Source organism: Rhodococcus sp. OK302 (assembly GCF_002245895.1).
Taxonomy (GTDB): Bacteria; Actinomycetota; Actinomycetes; order Mycobacteriales; family Mycobacteriaceae; genus Rhodococcus_F.
This window is the reverse complement of sequence record NZ_NPJZ01000002.1, coordinates 179,633-200,640: the sequence shown is the minus strand read 5'-3', so window position 1 is coordinate 200,640 and position 21,008 is coordinate 179,633. Positions and strand designations below refer to the sequence as shown.

16 protein-coding genes and 3 pseudogenes are annotated in these 21,008 nt (G+C 61.1%); 9 read left to right on the top strand and 10 right to left on the bottom strand.

The annotated features are described in order from the left end of the window. Nucleotides 1-67 precede the first annotated feature (67 nt). The 5 genes and pseudogenes from BDB13_RS28515 to BDB13_RS28495 all read right to left on the bottom strand — a co-directional run. Nucleotides 68-268: pseudogene (locus BDB13_RS28515) on the bottom strand (3-keto-5-aminohexanoate cleavage protein); the annotation flags it as partial. A 387-nt stretch (nucleotides 269-655) separates the two neighbouring features. Further along, the gene (locus BDB13_RS28510; protein WP_094275422.1) at nucleotides 656-2,281 is read right to left on the bottom strand and encodes an AMP-dependent synthetase/ligase; all 1,626 of its coding nucleotides are present in this window, start codon (nucleotides 2,279-2,281) and stop codon (nucleotides 656-658) included. A 70-nt stretch (nucleotides 2,282-2,351) separates the two neighbouring features. Then, nucleotides 2,352-3,869 (bottom strand): flavin-containing monooxygenase, encoded by a 1,518-nt coding sequence (locus tag BDB13_RS28505; protein WP_094275421.1) that lies wholly within the window; start codon nucleotides 3,867-3,869, stop codon nucleotides 2,352-2,354. Beyond that, a complete protein-coding gene (locus BDB13_RS28500; protein WP_094275420.1) occupies nucleotides 3,866-5,119 on the bottom strand; it encodes a serine hydrolase domain-containing protein in 1,254 nt (417 codons plus the stop codon). Before BDB13_RS28500 ends, BDB13_RS28505 begins: the two co-directional genes overlap by 4 nt. A gap of 41 nt (nucleotides 5,120-5,160) precedes the next feature. Next, nucleotides 5,161-5,934 carry an SDR family NAD(P)-dependent oxidoreductase gene (locus tag BDB13_RS28495; protein ID WP_094275419.1) on the bottom strand — a complete coding sequence of 258 codons (774 nt, stop codon included), beginning with the start codon at nucleotides 5,932-5,934 and terminating at the stop codon, nucleotides 5,161-5,163. 247 nt (nucleotides 5,935-6,181) lie between these two features. Here BDB13_RS28495 and BDB13_RS28490 point away from each other — a divergent pair, with 247 nt between their 5' ends. The 3 genes from BDB13_RS28490 to BDB13_RS28480 all read left to right on the top strand — a co-directional run bounded on the left by BDB13_RS28490 (nucleotide 6,182) and on the right by BDB13_RS28480 (nucleotide 8,633). Continuing rightward, nucleotides 6,182-7,072 (top strand): crotonase/enoyl-CoA hydratase family protein, encoded by an 891-nt coding sequence (locus tag BDB13_RS28490; protein WP_094275418.1) that lies wholly within the window; start codon nucleotides 6,182-6,184, stop codon nucleotides 7,070-7,072. Further along, nucleotides 7,056-7,673, top strand: coding sequence for a TetR/AcrR family transcriptional regulator (locus BDB13_RS28485; RefSeq protein WP_094275417.1), 618 nt, complete (start codon nucleotides 7,056-7,058; stop codon nucleotides 7,671-7,673). Before BDB13_RS28490 ends, BDB13_RS28485 begins: the two co-directional genes overlap by 17 nt. Nucleotides 7,674-8,006: 333 nt before the next feature. Beyond that, nucleotides 8,007-8,633: a TetR/AcrR family transcriptional regulator gene (locus tag BDB13_RS28480; RefSeq protein ID WP_141210736.1), complete on the top strand. Its 627-nt coding sequence runs from the start codon at nucleotides 8,007-8,009 to the stop codon at nucleotides 8,631-8,633. A 292-nt stretch (nucleotides 8,634-8,925) separates the two neighbouring features. On the opposite strand, the gene BDB13_RS28475 is transcribed toward BDB13_RS28480, so the two are convergent. Next, on the bottom strand, nucleotides 8,926-9,495 hold the full coding sequence (locus BDB13_RS28475; protein WP_094275415.1) for an immunity 22 family protein: 570 nt from the start codon (nucleotides 9,493-9,495) through the stop codon (nucleotides 8,926-8,928). 570 nt (nucleotides 9,496-10,065) lie between these two features. Here BDB13_RS28475 and BDB13_RS28465 point away from each other — a divergent pair. Together BDB13_RS28465 and BDB13_RS28455 are read left to right on the top strand one after the other, a co-directional pair. Next, nucleotides 10,066-10,509: pseudogene (locus BDB13_RS28465) on the top strand (SOS response-associated peptidase); the annotation flags it as partial. 980 nt (nucleotides 10,510-11,489) lie between these two features. Further along, a pseudogene (locus BDB13_RS28455) lies at nucleotides 11,490-11,681 on the top strand (ABC transporter permease); the annotation flags it as partial. Nucleotides 11,682-11,802: 121 nt separating this feature from the next. Here BDB13_RS28455 and BDB13_RS28450 read toward each other — a convergent pair. From BDB13_RS28450 to BDB13_RS28440, 3 genes are all read right to left on the bottom strand, one after another. Further along, the gene (locus BDB13_RS28450) at nucleotides 11,803-12,453 is read right to left on the bottom strand and encodes an aspartate/glutamate racemase family protein (RefSeq protein WP_094275413.1); all 651 of its coding nucleotides are present in this window, start codon (nucleotides 12,451-12,453) and stop codon (nucleotides 11,803-11,805) included. A gap of 699 nt (nucleotides 12,454-13,152) precedes the next feature. Then, a complete protein-coding gene (locus tag BDB13_RS28445) occupies nucleotides 13,153-13,944 on the bottom strand; it encodes a thioesterase family protein (protein ID WP_094275412.1) in 792 nt (263 codons plus the stop codon). Between the two features lie 518 nt (nucleotides 13,945-14,462). After that, nucleotides 14,463-16,013, bottom strand: a complete 1,551-nt coding sequence (locus BDB13_RS28440) for an FAD-binding protein (RefSeq protein ID WP_254923097.1) — start codon at nucleotides 16,011-16,013, stop codon at nucleotides 14,463-14,465. Nucleotides 16,014-16,480: 467 nt separating this feature from the next. On the opposite strand from BDB13_RS28440, the gene BDB13_RS28435 reads away from it, so the two are divergent. The 4 genes from BDB13_RS28435 to BDB13_RS28425 all read left to right on the top strand — a co-directional run bounded on the left by BDB13_RS28435 (nucleotide 16,481) and on the right by BDB13_RS28425 (nucleotide 19,829). Continuing rightward, complete coding sequence (locus tag BDB13_RS28435) at nucleotides 16,481-17,260, top strand: GntR family transcriptional regulator (RefSeq protein ID WP_176459773.1); 780 nt, start codon at nucleotides 16,481-16,483, stop codon at nucleotides 17,258-17,260. Nucleotides 17,261-17,424: 164 nt separating this feature from the next. Beyond that, nucleotides 17,425-17,574, top strand: coding sequence for a hypothetical protein (locus BDB13_RS32370; protein ID WP_176459772.1), 150 nt, complete (start codon nucleotides 17,425-17,427; stop codon nucleotides 17,572-17,574). A 371-nt stretch (nucleotides 17,575-17,945) separates the two neighbouring features. Beyond that, nucleotides 17,946-18,533 carry a TetR/AcrR family transcriptional regulator gene (locus BDB13_RS28430; RefSeq protein ID WP_254923096.1) on the top strand — a complete coding sequence of 196 codons (588 nt, stop codon included), beginning with the start codon at nucleotides 17,946-17,948 and terminating at the stop codon, nucleotides 18,531-18,533. A 78-nt stretch (nucleotides 18,534-18,611) separates the two neighbouring features. Further along, on the top strand, nucleotides 18,612-19,829 hold the full coding sequence (locus tag BDB13_RS28425; RefSeq protein WP_094275408.1) for an MFS transporter: 1,218 nt from the start codon (nucleotides 18,612-18,614) through the stop codon (nucleotides 19,827-19,829). A gap of 595 nt (nucleotides 19,830-20,424) precedes the next feature. On the opposite strand, the gene BDB13_RS28415 is transcribed toward BDB13_RS28425, so the two are convergent. Further along, entirely contained in the window at nucleotides 20,425-21,006 is a 582-nt protein-coding gene (locus BDB13_RS28415; protein ID WP_094275407.1) for a TetR/AcrR family transcriptional regulator, read from the bottom strand. Nucleotides 21,007-21,008 lie beyond the last annotated feature (2 nt).

Sequence of the window (21,008 nt, the reverse complement as noted above, 5' to 3'; positions counted from 1 at the left end):
ACGAACCGCCCGGAAGGTGGGGCACGAAACCTGGTTTCGTGCCCCACGGTGTACACGAGCCGGACTGCTAGGCGTGGTGGGTGAAGCCGACCTGGCCGGGGCGGCGGTTCGGTGCGTAGCCGAGTTTCGCCAGAGTCTCGTCCGCGTCTCGGTAGGTCTGCCCGATCTTGTAGATGTCGTGGGCATCCTTGCCGGTGGCGACCTCGCGGCCGAGTTCACCAGCGATGCGAACCAGTTGTTGGATCTGTTGAACCGACGTCATCTTCTGCGGGCTCCCTGATTGCTTCAGAGCCCGCTTGAGGTCACCGACAAGCCGGTTACCTCCTGATTCGGGTCAGGATGTCGAGGACGTTGCCGTCCTGATCGAACGCGTCATGCTACAGCAGGCTTGATGAACACCGTGATGAACAGTTCGTCGAAATGCCGCCTGAGTCGGCGGCAGTAGTCTCGCCCGGACCGGATGCATCAGGCACGGAAGCGTCTTGCCTGTCACTTCGATCTCGGGTTCACAATCATTCGATCTTGCCGAGCAAGGGGGTGAGCGGTTGGAGCACACATGCAGTGCGCGATGATCATCCCCGATGAAACCGACTTTTTCGTTGACGACACGAATCGCGTCATACCACGGCACTCTCAAAACTTGACAGTGCAGTCGCTATGCGTACAGAGCGTCGAACACGTCGCCGTACTTCTCGTGGACGACGCGCCTCATGATCTTGAGGCTCGCGGTCATTTCGCCGCCTTCCGGAGTCCACTCCGTCGGAAGCACCCGGTAGCGCTTGATCTGTTCCACCCGAGCGAGATCCTGGTTGGCGATCTCCACCGCGCGGTCGATCTCCGCGACTACGCCCGGATGCGAAGCCAACTCCGATGGCGATGCGACGACGATTCCCTGCGAAGCCGCCCACGCCGTCGTTGCATCCAGGTCGAGCACGATCAGGGCGACTACGTAGGGCCGACGATCACCGTAGGCCAGCGACTGACCGACCAAGGGATGCTTGGTCAGCAGCGCCTCGAGCGCGGCCGGGGCAATGTTCTTTCCGCCCGACGTGATGATCAGGTCTTTCTTGCGATCGATGATGTAGAGGTGTCCGTCCTCATCGATCCGTCCGATATCACCCGAGTGCATCCAGCCCTCGTCGTCGGTGACGGGGAGCACGGATCCATCGTCCTGGAGGTATCCCGACGCCACGATCGGGCCGCGCACCAGGAGTTCGCCATCCTCGAGTAGTTTGATTTCGGTGCCCCGGATCGGGCTGCCGACCGAGCCGAAGCGGAAGTCGGTTTCGGTCGTCGATGTGGCGACGCCGGTAGTTTCGGTCATGCCCCAGGCTTCGATGATCGCGATTCCCTGCTCCCGGAAGTATTCCTGTACGTCCACCGGTAGCGGCGCGGCGGCGCTGCAGGCCCAGGTGACCTGGTCGAGGCCGACGTCAGCGAGCGATGACTCCGGTCGAGCACGCAGTGCTGCGGCAAGTTTCTCCCAGATTCTGGGGACGCCGAAGACGCTGGTCGGGCGCGTCTGGAGGAGTACGCCGACCAACTGGCTCGGGTCGGGACAAAACGTCAAGTAGCCGGCCTTGTGGATGGCCATGTAGACCGAGATCATACGTTCGGCAATGTGCGCCAACGGCAGATAGCAGACGCTGCGGAAATGCTGGGGTATTGGCGCCCCGGCATCCCAAGCCTCGGCGTTGGCGATTACGTTGCGGTGAGTGAGCAGCACGCCTTTGGGGATGCCGGTGGTGCCGGAGGTGTAAATCAGTGTCACCGGATCGTCCGCGGTGATCTCCCGCCAACCGGCCTCGAACGTGTCGAGGTCCGTCTCGTCCGTTACGACGTCCGACCACGTCACGAAGCGTTCGTCGTCGGCCACACAGGCTTCGGGATCGAATACGACCACACGCTCGAGTCCGGGCAACTGGTCGAGAACCGGCAGCCAGCGTTCGACTTCACCGGCACCTTCAAGTACGGCTACCTTGGCCCCGCTGTGGTTGGCGACGTACGCAATCTGGGAGGACGGCATCGTGCCGTACACCGTCGCCGGTAGCGCACCGAGATGCACGAGCGCCTGGTCCGTCAACCAGTGTTCGGGGCGACTGGACATCATGATCGCGACGCGATCACCCTTGCTCACTCCCAGCCGGGACAGTCCGAGCGCGATCTGGGCGATACGGGTCCGGGTCTCGCTCCACGTCAAGATGCGTCCGTCGTGGGACAGCGCGGGCATATCCCCGTACTGCTCGGCGTTGCGGTGTAGTAGTTCGGGAATCGTCGACATTGCAGAACCTTTCGTTAAAGGTGCGGCCGGAGCGCGCTTGGGTCGGATCGAACAAAAAACGAACAATGCACTAGCCGGCAGTCACCGACTGCTGAGTAGTTGTGGTGGTCACGCTCCGGAGGTAATCGGTCCGCCGAAGGAAGCGAGTGCGCAGCCAGTACGACAACGTCGACTTCGGCCACAAGAGCGTGTTACGCCCGGTGACGGGATCCTGGTACCAACTCTTACAGCCGCCGGCCTGCCACACGGTCGACGAGAGCCTCCCTTGCAGAAACTGGTTGAAGCGGTCCTGGGCATCCTGACGCACCTCGATCACGCCTCGGCGACCGGCGTATCGCAGGCACCGCTTCATGTACCTGGCCTGGGCCTCGATCATGAAAACCTGCGAGTTGTGCCCGAGGCCTGTATTCGGGCCGCACAGCAGGAACAGGTTGGGGAATCCTGCCACCGTCGTCCCCAGATACGCCTCGGGGCCCGACGCCCACTGCGAACCGAGTGCGACGCCGTCGCGTCCGCGAATCGGGACCCGGCTGAGGCTGTTCTGCGCATCGAAGCCGGTTCCGAAAATGATGACATCGGCATCGTATTCGGTTCCGTCCGTATCGATTACGGACTGCGCACGAACCTCTCCGATGCCGGCGGTGACGACGTCGACGTGCGGCTTGGCGAGTGCCGGGTAGTAGTCGCTGGAGATCAACAGTCGCTTGCAACCGATCTCGTAGTCCGGGGTAAGTTTTGCCCTCAGCTCGGGGTCACTGATCTGCTTCGCGAGGTTACCCGACGCCAACGCCTTGGTGGGCCCCATCTTCGAGGTATCGGAAACGAATCCCTTGGCACGCTTCTCGTGAATCCAGAACAGACGAGCGCGTCGGTTCCATCGCTTGATCGGGTTGCGGCGCATCTCTTCTCGTTCTTCCTCGCTGAACGCGCGGTTGAACTTGGGGGCGATCCACGGGGCGGTCCGCTGGAAGAGCGTGAGCGTTGCGGTTTGGTCGACGATTGCGGGAACGAACTGGATCGCACTCGCCCCGGTGCCGACGACGGCCACCTTCTTACCCTCGAGATCGCACGAGTGATCCCAGTGCGCGGAATGGAAGACCGGGCCCTGAAAGTTTTCGAGGCCGGGCAGCTTCGGGTAGGAAGCGTGGTGAAGTAGTCCCATTGCGGAGACCAAGAATCGCGCTCGGTACACCGAGCCGTCCGCCGTCTCGACCGTCCAGGTACCGTCTTGCTCGTCCCAGACTGCACCGATAACTTTGGCGCCGAAACGAATACGCTCGGTGATCCGAAGCTCGGCGCTCGTGTCACGGAGGTACTCCAGGATCTCCTGCTGCGGCGCGAAGAGATACCGCCAGCCCGGGTTCTGCCGGAAGGAGAACGAGTAGAGCGGTGACGGGATATCGCACGCACACCCGGGGTAGGTGTTCTCGCGCCAGGTGCCACCAACGTCGTCGCCCTGTTCGAGGATCAGATAGTCGAGTCCGCCCGCGCGGGAGATCGTCGCGGCCGCCGCGAGGCCGGAGAATCCGGCGCCGAGGATGAGCACGTCAGTCCGTGTCGAATTACCTTGTGTGCTTTCAGAAGTCATAGTCGATCCTGTTCAAATTGCGACTCTAGTGGCGCCGGCGTCGGGACAGACTGTCCGAGCGAGCGATAGATGGCATCTACGAGGGCCTGCCCGCGCTCGTTGAGCAGCGTTCCCGGGCCCTGCTTGTTCATGGTGTAGCCGACGCTGAGGCCGAGTGCGGGGTCTGCAAACCCGATCGAGCCACCCGATCCACAGTGGCCGAAGGCATTGCTACCGATCCGCATGCTCTGGCCGGCGCCAAGTTGCGCAGTGTTGTCCATCGACAGCATGAATCCGCCGCGGAATCTGGTCCGCATCAACAGTGTTGCGTCGAATCCGTCGGACATGCGCATCTCTTTCGCCGAAGACGACTCGGGTTCGGCGAGGCACCGAACGGCGGGGTCCCGAAGGGCGTTCGCGTACATCTTGGCGAGGCCCTTTCCATTGGTGACACCGTTTGCCGCGGGAATTTCCGCCGCCCGGCCGGCACGGGTGTTCACCCCCGCACGAGCCCAGTTTCCCGAGTTGAACACAAAGAGGTTCGGGATCGAACCACGTTGGTGGAGTGCGGCATCGAGGAACGGCGTCGGGGCGACCTCACCGTCGATCCCCTTCACGATCGGAGCGACACGCGGTTCGATTTCCGGCGGTAGTCCGATCCAGAAGTCGAGCCCTTGCGGACCCGCAATCTCTGATGCAAAGAACGTGCCGATCGTGGAACCGGCGACCCGGCGCACGACTTCACCGAGCACAAAACCGAAGGTCACCGGGTGGTAGCCGTGCTGCTCGCCGGGCAGCCAGAACGGCGCCTGGTCCGCGATCCGGCCGGCCATGAACTCCCAATCCTCGAGCATCCCGGATCCGAGCGGCTCACTGAGCACCGGAATCCCGGCGGAATGATTGAGCAACATTCCGATGGTTATGTCGCCCTTGCCATTCGCGGCGAACTCAGGCCACACCTGCGCCACCGACATGTCCTCGCGGAGGTCACCGGATGCCAGGAGTCGGTGGACACACAGTGCGACTGCAGCTTTGGTGGCCGAGAATACGACACTGACCGTGTCCTGTTCCCACACTCGCCCCGTCTCGGGATCGGCGACACCACCCCACAGGTCCACGACCGGCTTGCCGTCGACGAGCACATGCAGGGACGCTCCCACTTCACCTCGCTCGGCGAAATTCCGATCGAACTCCTCTGCCACCGCAGCGAAGGCCGGGGCTGCAACGCCTCTCATCAACGTTGCAGCTCCCGCTGGATCGCAATTCGTCATTGCGACAGCTCCTTTCACGATTGACGACGGGGAACGACGGATCAGCGGTAGAGGCCCTGGGTGTTGATTCCCGCGCCCCCGTCAACTCGCAACGACTGGCCGGTGATGGCGCCGGCGCCGGACGACATCAGGAACAACACCGACGCCACTACCTCGTCCACCTCGACCAGTCGTTTCATCGCGACGTTGCGCAGCACCCGATCCCGCGTCTCTGTCGGCATCGAGAGAACCTTGGGGGTCGCGACCAATCCGGGGACAATTGCATTGACCCGGATACCGGAATCTGCCCATTCGGCCGCAAGCGTGCGGACCAACCCGAGCACTCCCGCCTTGGCAGCCCCGTATGACACCTGACCGGGAAGACCGTCCAAAGCCCCCGTCGAAGAGAACAGGACCAGATTCGCCTGATCACTATCGGCCAGCGCAGCATAGGCGGCCTGAACGGTCCAGAACTGGGACAACAGGTTCGACTCGATGTCCTGACGGAAGATACTGGGAGAGAAAGACTTTGCGCGGTGTAGGGTCGCGACGCTGGCTGCTGCGCCGATCAGGCAGTCCAGTCCCCCGAGTTGCGACACTGCTCGTTTCACTGCCTCCGCCGCTGCAGCCTCGTCGGCGAGGTCGGCCTCGAAGAGCGGGATCGACCGGAGGCCTTCCGGCAGCGCCGTCCCCGGACGGTCGATTCCGGCGACCTCACAACCGAGCGCAGCCAGGGCGCCGATCAGTGCGGCGCCGATCCCTCCGGCCGCGCCGGTGACGATGACCTTCGTCCCGGGTCCGGGGGCTGTTGCGGGACTGACTGATGTTGACTCCATGACGGACGAGTCTCCCTATCAATATCTACTTGCTGGATGATGTTTGCGCACAGAGTGATTGGGTCGATTGTTTGATCGACCGATCGAATGGGCATCAAGTTACCCACGTCACTATGCGCCTGTCAATGGGCTGGCCATCATCCCCCTTGTTGAGTTGCCGAAGGCTGGAAGCGACTTAGCTCAAAGGGTGGACATTTACGCCATCGTGAAGATAAAGTGAATTTACTTTACCAATGAAGGAGAAACCATGTACGAGACTCTGCTGTATTCCGTTACCGGTCCGGTTGCCACGATCACGTTCAATCGCCCCGAGCGTCTGAACACCATCGTTCCTCCGATGCCCGATGAATTTCAGGACGCCATGACCAGGGCGAACCGCGACTCCGAGGTCAAGGTCGTCGTCGTCCGTGGCGCAGGCCGATCATTCTGTGCCGGATACGATTTCAGTGGCGGTTTCAAGCATTGGGAAGATCAGATGAACACCGACGGAGAGTGGGACGCGGGCAAGGATTTTGTGATGGCGACCGCTCCATCAGAATCCCCGACGCAGAAGTTCATGAGTATCTGGCGCAGCCCGAAGCCGGTTATTGCTCAGATCCATGGCTGGTGCGTCGGCGGTGGGAGCGAAATGGCCCTCGGCGCGGACATCGTCATTGCCTCCGAGGACGCTCGAATCGGTACGCCGTATGCTCGCATGTGGGGTTGCCACCTCTCCGGCATGTGGATCTACCGGCTCGGGATGGCCAAAGCGAAGGAGTACGCACTGACTGGCAAAGCAGTGTCTGGCGTCGAGGCGGAGCGTATCGGCCTGATCAACAAGGCTGTTCCGTTCGAGGATCTCGAAGCTGAGGTAGCCAAGATGGCCGCCCAGTTGGCGAGCATTCCCGTTTCCCAGCTTTCGGCCATGAAGCTGATCGTCAATCAGGCCTACGAGAACCAGGGGCTCGCGAGCACCCAGATGCTCGGCCCGATTCTCGACGGCCTGATGCGCAACACCCCCGAAGCGAAGAAGTTCATCACCATCGCCGAACAACAGGGCGTCGCAGCGGTTGTCGCGGAGCGGGATACACCGTTCGGTGACTACAGCGCTGCGCCGGCCGACGAGCAACCGAACCCGAACAATGTCATCCACGTCTGACAAAACCACCCGCTACGGGCGGACGGCCCGCGGTGACGCCACCCGATTGAGGTTCATCGCGGCCGCCCGCGCGGAACTTCTGGAGACGGGAGGGACCCTGGAGGTTGCAAAGGTCGCGGCACGCTCCGAGACATCTCCAGGGTTGCTCTACCGGTACTTCGGCGCAAAGGACGGTCTGGTCGCCGCTGTTGTTCACGGCTTCTACGACTCCTACGACGACGCCGTCTTCGCGGTCCCGGTATCGCCGGAACTCGGCTGGACCGAGCGTGAGCGCTTGCGCCTGTCCCGCGAGATAGATTTCCTGTTCGAGGACGGGCTCGCGCAGATCGTCATGGGTCGGCGAATGCGCGAACCGTCAGCCGCTCAAGCGGATGCAGAACGCCTCGCCGCCCAGATCGACATGGCCGCACGCAACGTCGCGTACGCACAGCGCAACGGCGAGGTTGATCCCGCGGTCGATGCACGCCTCGTCTCTGCGGCGTTTCTGGGAGCGTTCCGTGAGCTCATGGCCGAGGCCATGAGCCGCGAGGTGACACCCTCACGTCAGTACCTGTTGGACACCATCTGGCGACTCGGCGCCAGTATCATCCCCAGTACCTGACACATCTGAAAATTGCTTGGGGCACAGTCGATTTAACCAATAGTCGACTGTGCCCCAAGGATCAGGACCCACGAATCGTCACCGCACGTGAGGCACGTCCACGCCCGAGCGGGCGCTGGAGGAAAATTTCAAAAGATCTCGCACACAATCTCGGTCTAGCGGCCAGTGCCTCGAACGCCAGTGAAGGCTTCGACGCCGCGACTGAGCGAGACTACATTGGAGTACGCACCACCGCCCCGAGGAACCGAGGACCGGATCCGAGACGTCGTTCTCCTGCTAGATTTTTCTTTGAATGCACGCGGAACCGGATCACTGTTCACTTCGGAGGTGAAAATGGCGAGAAACCTCGGACTCGAGGCCGGCGTGGACGTGGCCGAGCAGATCAGAGTCGAAGCGGCGCGGTTGTTTCACCAACGCGGATACGGTATGACCACGATCCGCGAGATTGCCGACGCCGTCGGAATCTCGTCGTCGACGATGTACCACCACTATCGAAATAAACAGGATCTACTGTTCGCCATATCCCTGCAATTCATGCGCGAATTCAACGACGCAATACTCCCCGTCCTGACCGACTCGACACGTGCGCCGCAAGATCGCCTGGACGAAGCAATCACACTGCATCTGCAGATCAGCAGCGCACGGAACGCTGAACTGCTCAGCATTCGGGGCAACCGCGGCGCGCTCTCTCCCATCCAGTTAAAAACCATCGTGGACCTGCAGTCCACCTACCAACGTGCCGTTCGTGACACGGTGGCCGCCATCCGAGACCCGGGATCCGCGACCACCGATGTCGAGATCACGACCCTCGCACTGATGGATCTGATCAATGGGGTCTGTCAATGGTTCGACCCGTCCGGACGCCTGTCGATCGATGCGATCGCAGACCGCTATCGGAGCATCGCGCGATCGATAGTGAACTGCGCATCTGATGGGATGTTAACGACGGTTGAAAACTAGTCCAGAAACGACGGGGTGAATCGCACCGGCGAGTCCGGAGACGTTCAAGTGGAATCCGTTTGAAATTTCGTCCAATACGTTGCAGATCTTCGTAGATACGATCTACCACCGCATCGACGGACCAGGACACGTCGAACATGGGCTCGACAGCGAAAGGCAATGGCTCATGCCCGCGTGGCTCTCACTTCTGCCCGCGGTGCCAGCGGCGGCGGTGATTGGAAGTCATTGAAGTGGGGTGTCCTTCAGCGTCGTCTCGAGGTGCTCCCCGGTTTCGCGGCCCGACGTTCGGTGTTCAGATGCTTTCCCTGCTTGGGAACAGGCCGATGTACGGCAAATGGTTGTACAGCTTCGTCGTGTCCTGGATGCTTTGCGTCGGGTCGGCGTAGACGAACATGGCGTTGGCGGTATGGATGCCTCGTTCAGCGCATGCCTTCACGATTGCTGCTGCGGAGGCATCCGATTCGAGCGTGCTCTCGGCGATGAGTTCGGCGACAAGCATCGGAACATCATCGTGAATGCTGAGCAGCAGATCGTCGTCGTAGGCGTACGCCTCGTCGAGGTCAATGTTGAACCCGACACCGGCGTCGATCGCGGAGACGTCCTCGTCTTTCCAGTAGGCGTCGGGCACATCGAAGTAGGCGAAGAACTCCGCTTCAGTTTGTTCGGTCGTGCCGATCCAGAAATGCAAAGCGGAGAAGGGGGCGAGTGGTTTCGGCGGTCCATAGGTATCTACCCAGTCGAAGAGGGTGCCGGGGGTAAGTCCCTCGCGCCGTTCGATTTCGGGGAAGCCACCGGGTGGCGTCCGGTTGAATGCTTCGTCGACAAGATGCCGCTTGTACTCTTCGCTGTGCCGCGGGTTCATGAGAGGACCCTTTCGAACTCGTCGACAGACAGATTGCGCGTACGCGCGGGCGACCCGGGTAGAGGACTCGCCAGAGTGCACATAGCGGCAAGTGAACTCGCGGCTGGTCGAACGCCTAAGGTGCTGAAAGTCATGGTTTCAGGTTAGAGGGTGCCAGTGCGCGGTTGATGGATTCGCATGACGGACCCAGCTGCGGACATGCTTCCCGGTAAACGTGAATTCGGGGGATAGGCGGGCTGTCAGTCAGATCGCAGAGGCCGCTGGTCGCCGGGCAAGAATCCGCCGCTGCCAGGCTGACGTTGTCGGGACATCACGAGGACGTAGAGGTCGTCTCCCATTAGGTGAGCGTTTCGTTGCCAATCTGGTTCGTCCAGTCGGAAGTCGAGCAAGGTGATGACCTTGTCCGAACCGCCAATTGCATCGAAGTCCGGCGCTCGGCCGCGAGGAAGTGGCAGCGCACGCGCAGTTGTCGGCTCCCTGCAGCTCCGCACTCGACAGCGGTGCCGGCACCAACTGCGACACCGGCAACAACGTCGGTCAGGAGAAGTCCGACAGTGACATCTGCGGGCGCTGGCCGAGAAGCCGTCCTTCAAACGGGCAGCATCCGAACGGCGGGCAATCCTGCCGGCCGACGGCTACTTCGAGTGGTAGAAGAACGAGCACGGCAAAGCAACTCCCTACTTCCTGCACGGGAACGGTGTCCTCGCGATGGCCGGCCTCTACGAACTGTGGCCCAATCCTGATCTTCCGGAGGATGACCCGAACAAATGGCTTTGGACGACAACAGTTTTGACGAGACCAGCGCAGGATTCTCTCGGGCACGTACATAACCGATCGCCGGTCATCCTCCCGGAAACATTCTGGGAACACTGGCTCGACCCCGCCTTGACCAGTCTCGAAGACGTTGACGCGCTGATGAATTCGGTTCCCGAACCGCACCTCGAACCCTACGAAGTCGGAACCGCGGTCAACTCGCCTCGCAACAACACCCCGGAGCTCCTCAAACCGGTCTGACCGCAGCTTCTCGCTCGGCGCCGTGATAGGGGAGGGGAAGTGTCGTTTCCTATGGTCAATGCACATTTCTTGGTGGTATTGGGAGGCAATCGGGCTATCGCCAGTGGTGACGGCGCAGTCCCCATTGGGGTGGGTGAACTCCGCGTGTTGTGTGTTACTTCACGTAACAGATGTCGGAAACTGCGAAGTTTGTCCGAACCGCGTGGATGGGCCTTTCCGCTCGTCCGGTACCCGACCAACCGAACGCGACCGATTCGCGGCCGGCGCTCCGATCAGGGGCCTGCCATACAGTCACTCTGCGGGTGAGTCTGGTGTTCTGAAGGAGTGTGTAGGTCAAGAGATAAGTGGTTGGGGCGATCTCGCGTAGTTGGAATTCGCTGGTCTTCCAGTTGCTGTTGAGGTCGTTGGTGGGGTTCGCCGCGAATCGTTGTTCGAGAACTGACCAGATGTATTCGCGGCTGTAGCGTCGGCTGGAGGCTCCGGTTTCCCAGAACGTCGGGGCAGTGAGTTGGTTGAAGTCTTCTCGCGTGGTGCAGAACTCTGGTTGATGAAAGATGGGCTCTCGGCGTTTGAGCTCATTGAGAAGCTCGTGGAGTTCCGGGCGGTGGTGTGATCGGGTTCGTTCGCAGCATGGTCCACGGTGCTGAGTATCGGGCGGCGGCGCTTTGTCCGTCCAGCCTTATGTCCATGCGGAGTCGCCGAGTGGAGTTCGCGCGTACCTGAGTCATCAGATTTAGGTTGAGTGTGAGATTGTGCCGCGCTATCTGACGAGTTGCGAATGTGGGCGGCCGTGGCGGGAGGGCCTCGGCGGTGTGGTGTTCCCGCGGTGCGGTGCGGTGCGGGGGTGTTGTTGGGATGTCGGGCGCCTGGGCGTGGTGCGGGTTCACTGCTGTCGAGGTGCACCGTTTATGCGGTCTGAACTGCGGTGATGGCACGTCCCCCTTTTTTCTGTGGTGGTTGGGCAGGCTCTCGAGGACCGGGCCGCGAGTCGCGCCCGGATCGCGGAGTTCAACCCGCTGTTTCACTATCTCGAGATCATTCGAGCGCCACTGCTCGGGCAGGCCCAGCGGGCATATCACTGGTACATCGTGCTGGGCTTCACCGTTGCCGGGTGGCTGCTTGCGATCCACGCGCTCCGTAAGTACCGGGCCCGTGTGCCCTACTGGGTGTGACGTCCCGGCGCCGCCACACCGCGACGCGACGCTGTCAGTTTCAGAAGGCGATTGCACGCCAGGCGGAAGCATGATCACCGAGTCGTTCCCGATCTGGCGGCAGCTTCGATTGAACCGCTTATCAAGACACTGTCAAGGAACACATTTCGGCAGCGTGTTCGACAGCCAGTCGTGGGCTCGACAGGACAGGCACCGAAAGGCCAGCGAGTTGCTTTTCAGCGGGTGCCATACTTGCTTGGGCGAGCACAATCACATCTACCCTGCCTTCCAGAGCGAGGGTGCTCTCGCTGATGGCACGAATGTAGCCGTCCATGTCCCCGGCCTCGAACAGTGACCATGCGTGGCCAGCGACCATGAGTTCAATGCTGATCTCAGAATCCATTGCAACAGCTTCCTGAGCGATCAAATCCCGAGTGGGGCCTAGTGTTGATTCCAACGCGGCGACCACTCCGATTCGCGGCCCCATCTCGACAGCCCTGCGAGCCATCGGGCGATCGACGCGAAACACCGGTAGGCCAATTCCTGCCTTCTCCGCGATATCCCCGATGGTGGAGCAGGTGCAGCAAACTGCATCGGCACCACTGTCCTTGAGGTCATTGAGGTGAGCCCGGACAGCAGATTGCGTCATCTCGGGACCCTCTGCGCGCGCCTGAGTGAGGATCGACTCATCGACGACGTGGATGGTTCCGAGTAGCGGCCAAGTCTGGTGGGTCAACCCGTCAAACGTCGGAACGTGGACTGGCGACGTATGCAAGAACCCAATCGTGGTCATAGCAGGACCCTACTGCGGCGCTATCTATATACCTCAATGGTTGGCTTTGGCCAGGATTTGATCCGCAATCAGCGAGACTGACCGCGTGCATATCGGGGGTTCTGAGGCAACAACCCAGCGGCATTTCCAACCAACACTCGATCAACCCCAGGACTCGATTGGTTCAGCCGTCAGATTGGGAAGGACTCGATGATGATGTCGAGGTCGAAGCGATGGCCAGTGCAGTGGTCTTTTGAAGAATGCCGTTGTCTCCTGAAACTGACAGCCCAAAAGTTCACCCATGAGGCGGCAGCGTTCCAGAACTCACCGACAAGCCGGATATTGTTCGTCCGCACCGACGACAGCCCGCGTCCGCTGGCACTGAAGCTCAAGAGGTCTCGGCGGCCTTCGACACCGCCACCGTTCGAATGCTGGACTTCGAAACCGACTACCAGGATTTTCCAGATGAAAGTCTGATTTCACGGCCAGGCTGATACCGAGTTCGGTTGTACGCGGTGGGACGTGACTCGGGTGTCGAATGTCAGGCGCTGGATGACGATTTCGTCGTACTTCTTGCAGCTGTGGCCCGATTCCGATGTTCGAGCGGCGACGCCGCTCCGAAGAATCGGAGCTTAGTCGCTCTGATTGCGAGCGCCCCGTGGAGCGCTCGCCATCATCTCTGGCGGCCCGATAATCCTCTTCACGTCGGCCACCGCTTGCTCAGAGCTGAGAGGTAGCGAAGTCGATCTGCCGGCGGGCGTTGGACAGTGCGGTGACCACGCAGGTGCCGAGCGGACCGGTCCTGTCGTAGAGCGTTGCAGTGCCGATCGAGATGCCTTCGGTGGCAATAGTGTTGTCCGCGCGCAGGCCCAATTCGTAGCCGACGGGCAACCGCGACAATGTGAGGGTCATGTCCGCGTTGATGTACCCGGCACCCTCGGATCCCCAGTGGCATACGAGGTTCGTGGTGTCGCCGAGCACCGCGGCGCGTTGGAACGGCGAGATCGGTTCGCCGTCTACGAGCGCGGGCAGGCTGTACCAGGAGATTTTGCGGTCGGCGTTCTGGTTCGCCGCAAAATCGTGTGTCCACTCGCGGTCGCTGCTCTTGAACAGCGGCGGTGATCCCTGCGGAGATACGCATCCTTCCGGAGGCACAGGAAGGTCCGCCTCCGGACTCCACACCCGTCCCGCCGGCTCGGCTCCGGTGGTCAGGAACACCACCGAGGCTCGTGCCCGCACCTGCTCGTCTTGGACGATGAAAGCATCAGCGGCGGTGATCCTCGTGCCGTGCCGGACGATCTCGCTGCGTACCTCGATCGGGGCGTTCGAGACCGGCTTGAAGAGGTCCACCGTCAGCCGGGCCGGGACGAAGCCGGTCGGACAGTGAGTCTCGAGCTGGCGAGCGAGGAGACCGCAGACGGCGTGACCGCCCACTTGGGTCGGTGCCCAGGCGCTGACCGCCAACTCTTGGGCTAGGAGTAGGTCTCCGCGTTTGGTGAAGAAACTGGCCATCGTTGCTGACTTCCTTTTCAGTCATTTCATCTGCTCGAATATTCGAAATGTAACATGTTCTAGTTTTCTTCTGGGATGAATGGCGGTTGCGATCCCGATTCCAGAAATTCTGAACAGTGTTATGAGACAACACTTTCAGCGTGTATATCCGCGATGTGCGCCGTCCTCACCCCGCGCACTGACCGTGCCGTCGACGCTCCTGTGATCATGTGGCGCAGGTTTCGTTCACAGCTGCGGAAAAGGTCATCTTTGCCCGGACCTTCAGTGACAACTGTCGGTGGAAAATCTCGGAAATCGCAGGACGATCGGACAAATAGATGGAGTGACGACGAGTGGATCAGTCGCCGCCAGCTATTGCGTACCAGGGATGCTGCGGTGGCGTCTTCGTCCTGTCGATATACCGCTACCCGACATAGAGATCAGTGGATTCAGGCTCGGCTCGATCGCTGGGGCCGCGGCGATCGCGGCCCCAGCACGTTCTCATTCGACATGGTTCAGTTGGTGGAGGGGGTCCGTTCTCACGCTTGACGGCCGGTCATGTCGAGAGCGGCGAGGTGACTGAAGAGCATGCTGGTTCCAATCGGGTTTCCGCCGCCCGGATAGACGGTGCCGCTGGGTGCGGCCATCGTGTTGCCTGCCGCGTAGAGGCCCCGAATCGGATTGCCGGCGGTGTCGAGTACCCGCGCGGCGGTGTCGGTCCGCAGCCCTCCCTTGGTGCCGAGGTCGGAGATGCCGAAGGTGGCTGCGTGGTACGGGCCGTGATCAATTGCCACCAAGGGTGATTCACCGTTCGTGAACGCGCGGTCGTAGGCCTCGTCGGCGCGGTCGAAGTCCTCATCGACACCCTTGGCGACCATCGCATTGAACCGGGCAACGGTCGCGACCAGGTGATCGGCTGGTACACCGATCTTCTCGGCCAGATCCTCGAGGGTGTCAGCTGTGTGCCACAGGCCGGCCGCTTGGTACTTCTCGGTCTCGACCATGGAGAGGTTTGTGGCCCGTACCGGTGGACGCTCGCCTTCCTTGTTGTCGTAGATCATCCAGTACGGCAGGGTGACCGAGCCGTCCTGCATCTGTTCGATGACCTCACGGCCGAGGCGGTCGTAGGCCGACGACTCGTTGACGAACCGCTTACCGTCCTGATTGACGAAGATGCCGCCGGTGAACCACAGTGCAAACACCGAGCGGCCGTCCGGATGAGTCATTCCCGGAGCCCACCAGGCTTCACCCATCAGGTCGATGTCGGCACCGACTGCCATTCCAGCTTGGTGGGCCGCGCCGAGGTTGCCCCGGGGGCTTACGGTGTCGCGGGCGGTGCCGGGCACACCGTACTTCAATCGAAGCTCATCGTTGCCCTCGAAGCCGCCGGCCGCGAGCAACACGCCTTTGCGGGCCCGGATGGCGCGGCGCTCGCCGTGGTGATCGACAATCGCGCCGACGACAACACCCTCCTCGACTACGAGCTCGACAAGTGGTGCGTTCAACCGCAGGGTGGCATTCGGATACTGCGCAATTGCCTTGAGGAGTCGACCGATGAGCGACTGGGCCCCGACCAGCACGTCGGGTAGCGGAGCCCCGAGACGTTCCGTGTCGAGAGGTCCTCGCATAGACGTGCGGAGGTCTCCCACTTCTACTGCCGGAATCGGCGTCGGGACGATGTGCCGCTGGCCGTCGAGTCGGGCTTTGGGCGCTTTGCCGAAATAGTCAGGCCACGGCCGCATTTCGAACTCGAGGTTCTCATCTTGTTCGAGGTATTCGATCAACGGTGCTCCGCCGCGGACGTAGGTGTCCTGCAGTTCGCGCGGGGTGCGGTCGCCGACTACTGCGTGGTAGTACTCGAGCGCGTCTTCGATCGTGTCGTCGGTGCCGGCACGTCGAAGGACCGGGTTGCATGGGAACCACACACCGCCGCCGCCGGAGTAGGCGGTGGTGCCTCCGAACTTGTCGGTGGCCTCGACCAGGATCACCTCGAGTTCTTCTCGTGCTGCGGTATATGCGCCGGTGAGGCCGCCGCCACCGGAACCCGCTATCAGCACGTCGCATTCTTCGTTCCAGCTGACCATCGTCACTGTCCTTTCGATTGATACTGATTTCGATGGAAGAGGGCTAACGCTCGGGCGTTGTGTCAACCGAGGAGGTGCGTCTCAGTGCATCGGTTGGGAACCGTCGCCGAAGAGTTCGTACAAGAACATGAATGCCTATCATGGCGACCCGCCAACGCCCTATAGAGAACGTTTCTCGGAAACCGTTGTGTTGCAAGCATATTTCTCGGTAGATCGGATCATCTCCTGCAACGCCCGGACCGACAATAGGTCATCACACCTATTGCGACAAGCGAACTCCGAAGCGGCAGGGGAACTGCTGAGTGCGCTGGGCCGACCAGTATCGGCGTATCGGCGAAATCGAGAATCAAAACACCAGATCGCAGCGTCAAAGAAAATGCATAAACGGCGTAATCTGCGGGGCAACAATATAATTGAAGATCTGTACTACACTTCGCAAGGGCTCGTCAGAGATGAAGCGCGAGGTAGGTTGGATGAAGGCAAGGCCTGATTCGGTTCGACGAACAAGGGATCTACTCCGGGCAGCGGTGCTGCGTGGAGATTTCGTTGACGGCATCCTTCCGTGCGAGCGCGAACTCGTAGGTTCCTATTCGGTGAGCCGGGGGATCGTCCGCGAAGTTCTGACGCTCCTTCGGAACGAAGGGTTGATCGCACGGACTCAGGGCGTGGGGACACACGTAGTCGCCCCTACCGCTCACAGACGACCCGACGACGTTCAAGTCACCGCAGCATTGAAGAGCGGCGACCTCCGCAACGGGAGATTCCGTTTGACATCCTTCGAGAGCACAGTGATCTCAGCGCCCGGTGCTGCATCGAGGGCGCTCGAGGTGCCCACAGGAACACCATGTTTGCGCGTGGACTACGCGGCGGGCACGACCAATGGAGACGTAGACGTCGCGGCCACCAACTACGTGTTGTTCCCGCAAGCGCAGCGACTGATCGACACTCCCTTCGTTGTCGACTGGTATTCCTACCTCTCGAGTGCGGGAGTGGAAATCGGCGGGTCCGATTTCACGGTCAGCGCGGTGCTCTCGGATGAAACTCTGGCGTCGGTATTGAGAACTACCGAGGGGGCACCCTTGCTGTTGTTGGAACAATCCGTCCGGGACATGTCCGGGCGAATCTTCAACTACGCGATTGCCCATGCACGACCCGACCGCTTGCGGGTTGTTTCCCATTCTGTGCGGGGCGCAGCAACTTTCGACAGGACATCTGTCCCTGAACGAGGCGAAAGACCGAACCGAACACAGTGACTGCGGAAGAGTTTCCCTGGACGCCGCGTCCGGACCGAATTCGGCACGTGTTGAATTTCTACGTCTAATTTATTGTTGAGCCAGTCATCCTGATGTCCCTCAATGTGGTTTGGAATGAGGAGCATTGGCGAGGGTGTTGCGAGCATAAGCGCCTCGAACCGTGGATGGTGTTGTTTCGTAAGCACGAGCTGTTCGGTTTCGATGTGATGTTGATGCCGACCGCTCGGGTGATCGACGCGGCAAGCCTCGAGACACGAGCGTCCTTCGCCGACGGGTGGCGTCACGAGATTGTCGAGGAGCACTTGCAGTCGTAGTACGGTCGCTGCCCGATACGTCGGGTTCTGCGGGTTGAGCTTCTCCGGTGCATAGCGTGAATCTCACGGTCCACCGGTCGAATCGGGCGTCGATGAAGAGGCTGGGAATACTGCACGTTTCGAATACTGCACATCCGCCAGTCGACCTCCCTGGAAAGCATTGACTTCGCGGAGTGTGGCTGATTTCCTGTCGAGGTAATTGAGCTCTTCAACTTTAAGTGGGCAGTCGGTTGTGTTCTCCAATTGCGCTGCGGGTCATGATGTTTCTGGAATCGTCGGTTCCGTGTTTGACGTGGAGCGGTGGGTCACCCACATGTTATGGATTGTAGAATCCATAACATGCTAGGGTCGGTCTCATGGTCAGACCGCGCATGTTCGACGAGACTGCGGTGCTCGATGCCGCCGCCGCCCAGTTCAGGGTGCACGGTTTCGCCGACACCTCCACCGAACAGTTATGTCAGGCGGCAGGAGTGCGGCGAAGCAGCCTGTACAACACCTTCCTTTCCAAGGATGAGCTGTTCGTGCGCGCCTTGCGGCGCTACGTCGAGACAACCGGAGGCAGGCAAGCAGCGATTCTCGAAGACGGAACCCTGGACGGGATGACGCGCCTGCGTGGCGTGATCGATATCGTCCTGAATGAAGAAGGCGCGGCCGCCGCCGAGGGTCATGCTGCGGGCTGCATGGTGGTGGGCGCTCGCATGACGCCGGATCTGGAACACAGGGATGCACGCATCAAAAGCATTCTCGACCGTGCCCTGGAGCAGCAACTTTCGCTCCTTGATTCAGCTATCGACGCTGGTCAACGCGATGGCACTGTGCGATCGGGCCTCATTCCCCGTGACGGCGCCCTGCTGGTGGTCTCGATCATCTCCGGTATCCGGGTAATTGCCCAGGCTGGGACGCAGCCCAACGAACTGCGCCGGGTGGCGATGCTTGGGCTGGACGTCCTACGTCCCTAACGATTCCAGCTCGCACTTGTCTCGGTGCGGGCTTCCTTCGGTCTAATTTTGGATTATGTAATACAGAAAGAGTTCTCCATGAAACGCTCCCTCTATCTACTCATGTTGACCATCCTCGTGGTGGTCATGAGTGAGCTCCAGGTCGCCGGCATGATGCCGGAGATCGCGGCCGACCTCGACGTCTCGACCAGCCAGGTCGGCCTACTTGTGTCGATGTACGCACTCGGGATGGCCATCGGCGGCCCACTGCTCGCGTACGCGTTGCGGCACAGTCCACCGAAGCGGTCCCTGCTGATGGTCGTCGCCGGTTACGCCGTGCTCGAAGTGCTCGTGCCGCTCGTGCACGAGTACTGGTGGATCGCACTGCTACGTGTTCTCACCGGCTGCCTCGCGGGTGCCGCATTCGGGCTCTCGGTCACATTCGGCGCCCGGCTCGCCGCGACTCCGTCGAAGATCGGCGAGGCCATCTCCATCGTGCTCGGCGGCATCATGGTGGGCACTGTGATCGGGCTGCCATTGTCACACCTCATCGCCGGGCGCTGGGGCTGGCAGACCAGCTTCTATGTCCTCGGAGCGGCCGCACTCCTCCTGTTCTTCATCAGCCTCATCGGACTTCCCAGCCGAGAGCCGGCCAGTCAGGAAGACGCTGCTCAGGATGTGCGGAACTTGCGCTCACCTCGCCTGTGGTCGCGATATCTGGTGAGTCTGCTCACCATCGGTGCGGCGTACGCGTCGTTCTCCTACTTCACCCCGCTACTGGAACAAAGCGCCGGCTTCAGCGCCGATACGACCACACTGATTTTGCTCGCCTACGGTGCCTTCTCCCTTATCGGGAATCTCATCGTCGGCAAATTCGCCGACTCCCACGCTGTTGGCGTGCTCCGGTTCGGACACGCCTTGCTGTTCGTCTCGCTCGGGCTGATCGCGCTGTTCGCCGACGTATCACTGCTGGTGTTGGTGATGGTGCTCGTCGTCGGTTTCGCCGGAGTCACGATGAATCCTGCACTGGTCACCCGCGTGGCCGAGGTCGGCGGGGCCGGGAATCTGGTCAGTACCGTGCATACGGCGGTCATCACGATGGGTGTCACCCTCGGCACCGCCATCAGCGCCGTCACCATCAGCGCGTTCGGTGACAATCCGTCTGTGGCGATGTGGACGGGCGCGGTGTTCGCCGCATTCGCCGCATTGGCGTTGGCCATCCAGACTCGCAAGCAGACCTCCCCGGTAGATGCTGAAAAGCAAGATCGGATGGAGAGTCAGCCAGCCCCTGCTGACTCGGGCGTTCGTGACTCATAGTCGCTGACAGACGGTTCGGCAGCTGAAGGGCCTTACACCCTACCCGAAATGAAGGGATGCTGCGTCAAGCACCCGACGACAGAAAAGCTCAGCACGTTGGTCGAGAGCGCGACAGTGTTGTTCGGATTGCCCGGGTTACGGGTGACCTGTGTCGCCCGCAACCCCGATGGGGCGAACATCGAATCACGCTGCAATGGACGAAGACCCGATGGCGATGCCGATCGGACTCCTGTACGCGCGGGTCGTTCACCGAGTCGATTGCGCAGATCCCGCACCGCGCCCGCACTACGGTCTGGCTCCGCACCCAGATCGGGGCGGCGATAAGTGACGCCGCACGATCGGTCATCGAATCGAATCGACCCGCCGATAGCCTCCTCGCTGTCCGCGCCGCCTTGGATTTCGTGTGAACCGGATGTCCCGGGCGGAATTGTGACTTTTGACTGAATGTGGCGTGATTTTCGGCGACGGGATTGGCCCAGTTGTGCGGGTGCGGGCGTTGGTGAGGCTGCGCCGGCGATCGTCCCGCCGGTTGAATGGCAACAGGGAGTCCGGCAGAGTTTCAAATTCCGGTGTCGTTTTGAGTGGAGATCTGCATTCACCGCGGCTGCATCGGTGCCTGAAGTAGTGCAACCACCATTTCCACGATCTGGCCGGGAGTGGGCCCGAGTGACTCCAGAACTCCGACGGCCTCCTGTGAACGTTCGTAGTCTGCGAGCAGCGCGAACAGTGTGGTGGCCATCGACGAGATCCTGCTCGCGCGTTCGTATTCGGTTCCGTTGGGGAGCTGTTCGGCCAACGCCTGCGTGATCGTCGACCACGCCGACCCTTTTTCGGTGGGCCAGATCTTGACCTGACCGCGCATGACCTCGAGAAACCGAAAGTAGTGCGTCGCTCCTTGTTGTTCGGTTGCCTCCACAAGCGCACGTACCAGAATGGCGGTCAGTGTGCGCGTGTCGCGCTCTTCGGTGGCGCTCAGTAGTCGAGCGGCGCAGGACTCCACCGAAGTCAAACGTCGACGCACTATCGCATCGATCAATCCCCGGCGGTCACCGAAGTGGTAATGAACCGCCGAATTATTGCGCTGACCTCCGGCGATTGCGATGTCTCGGAGTGAGACGTCGGCGCCTCGTTCGGCAAAGAGACGTTCCGCAGCGGTGAGGAGTGCATCGACAGCCATAG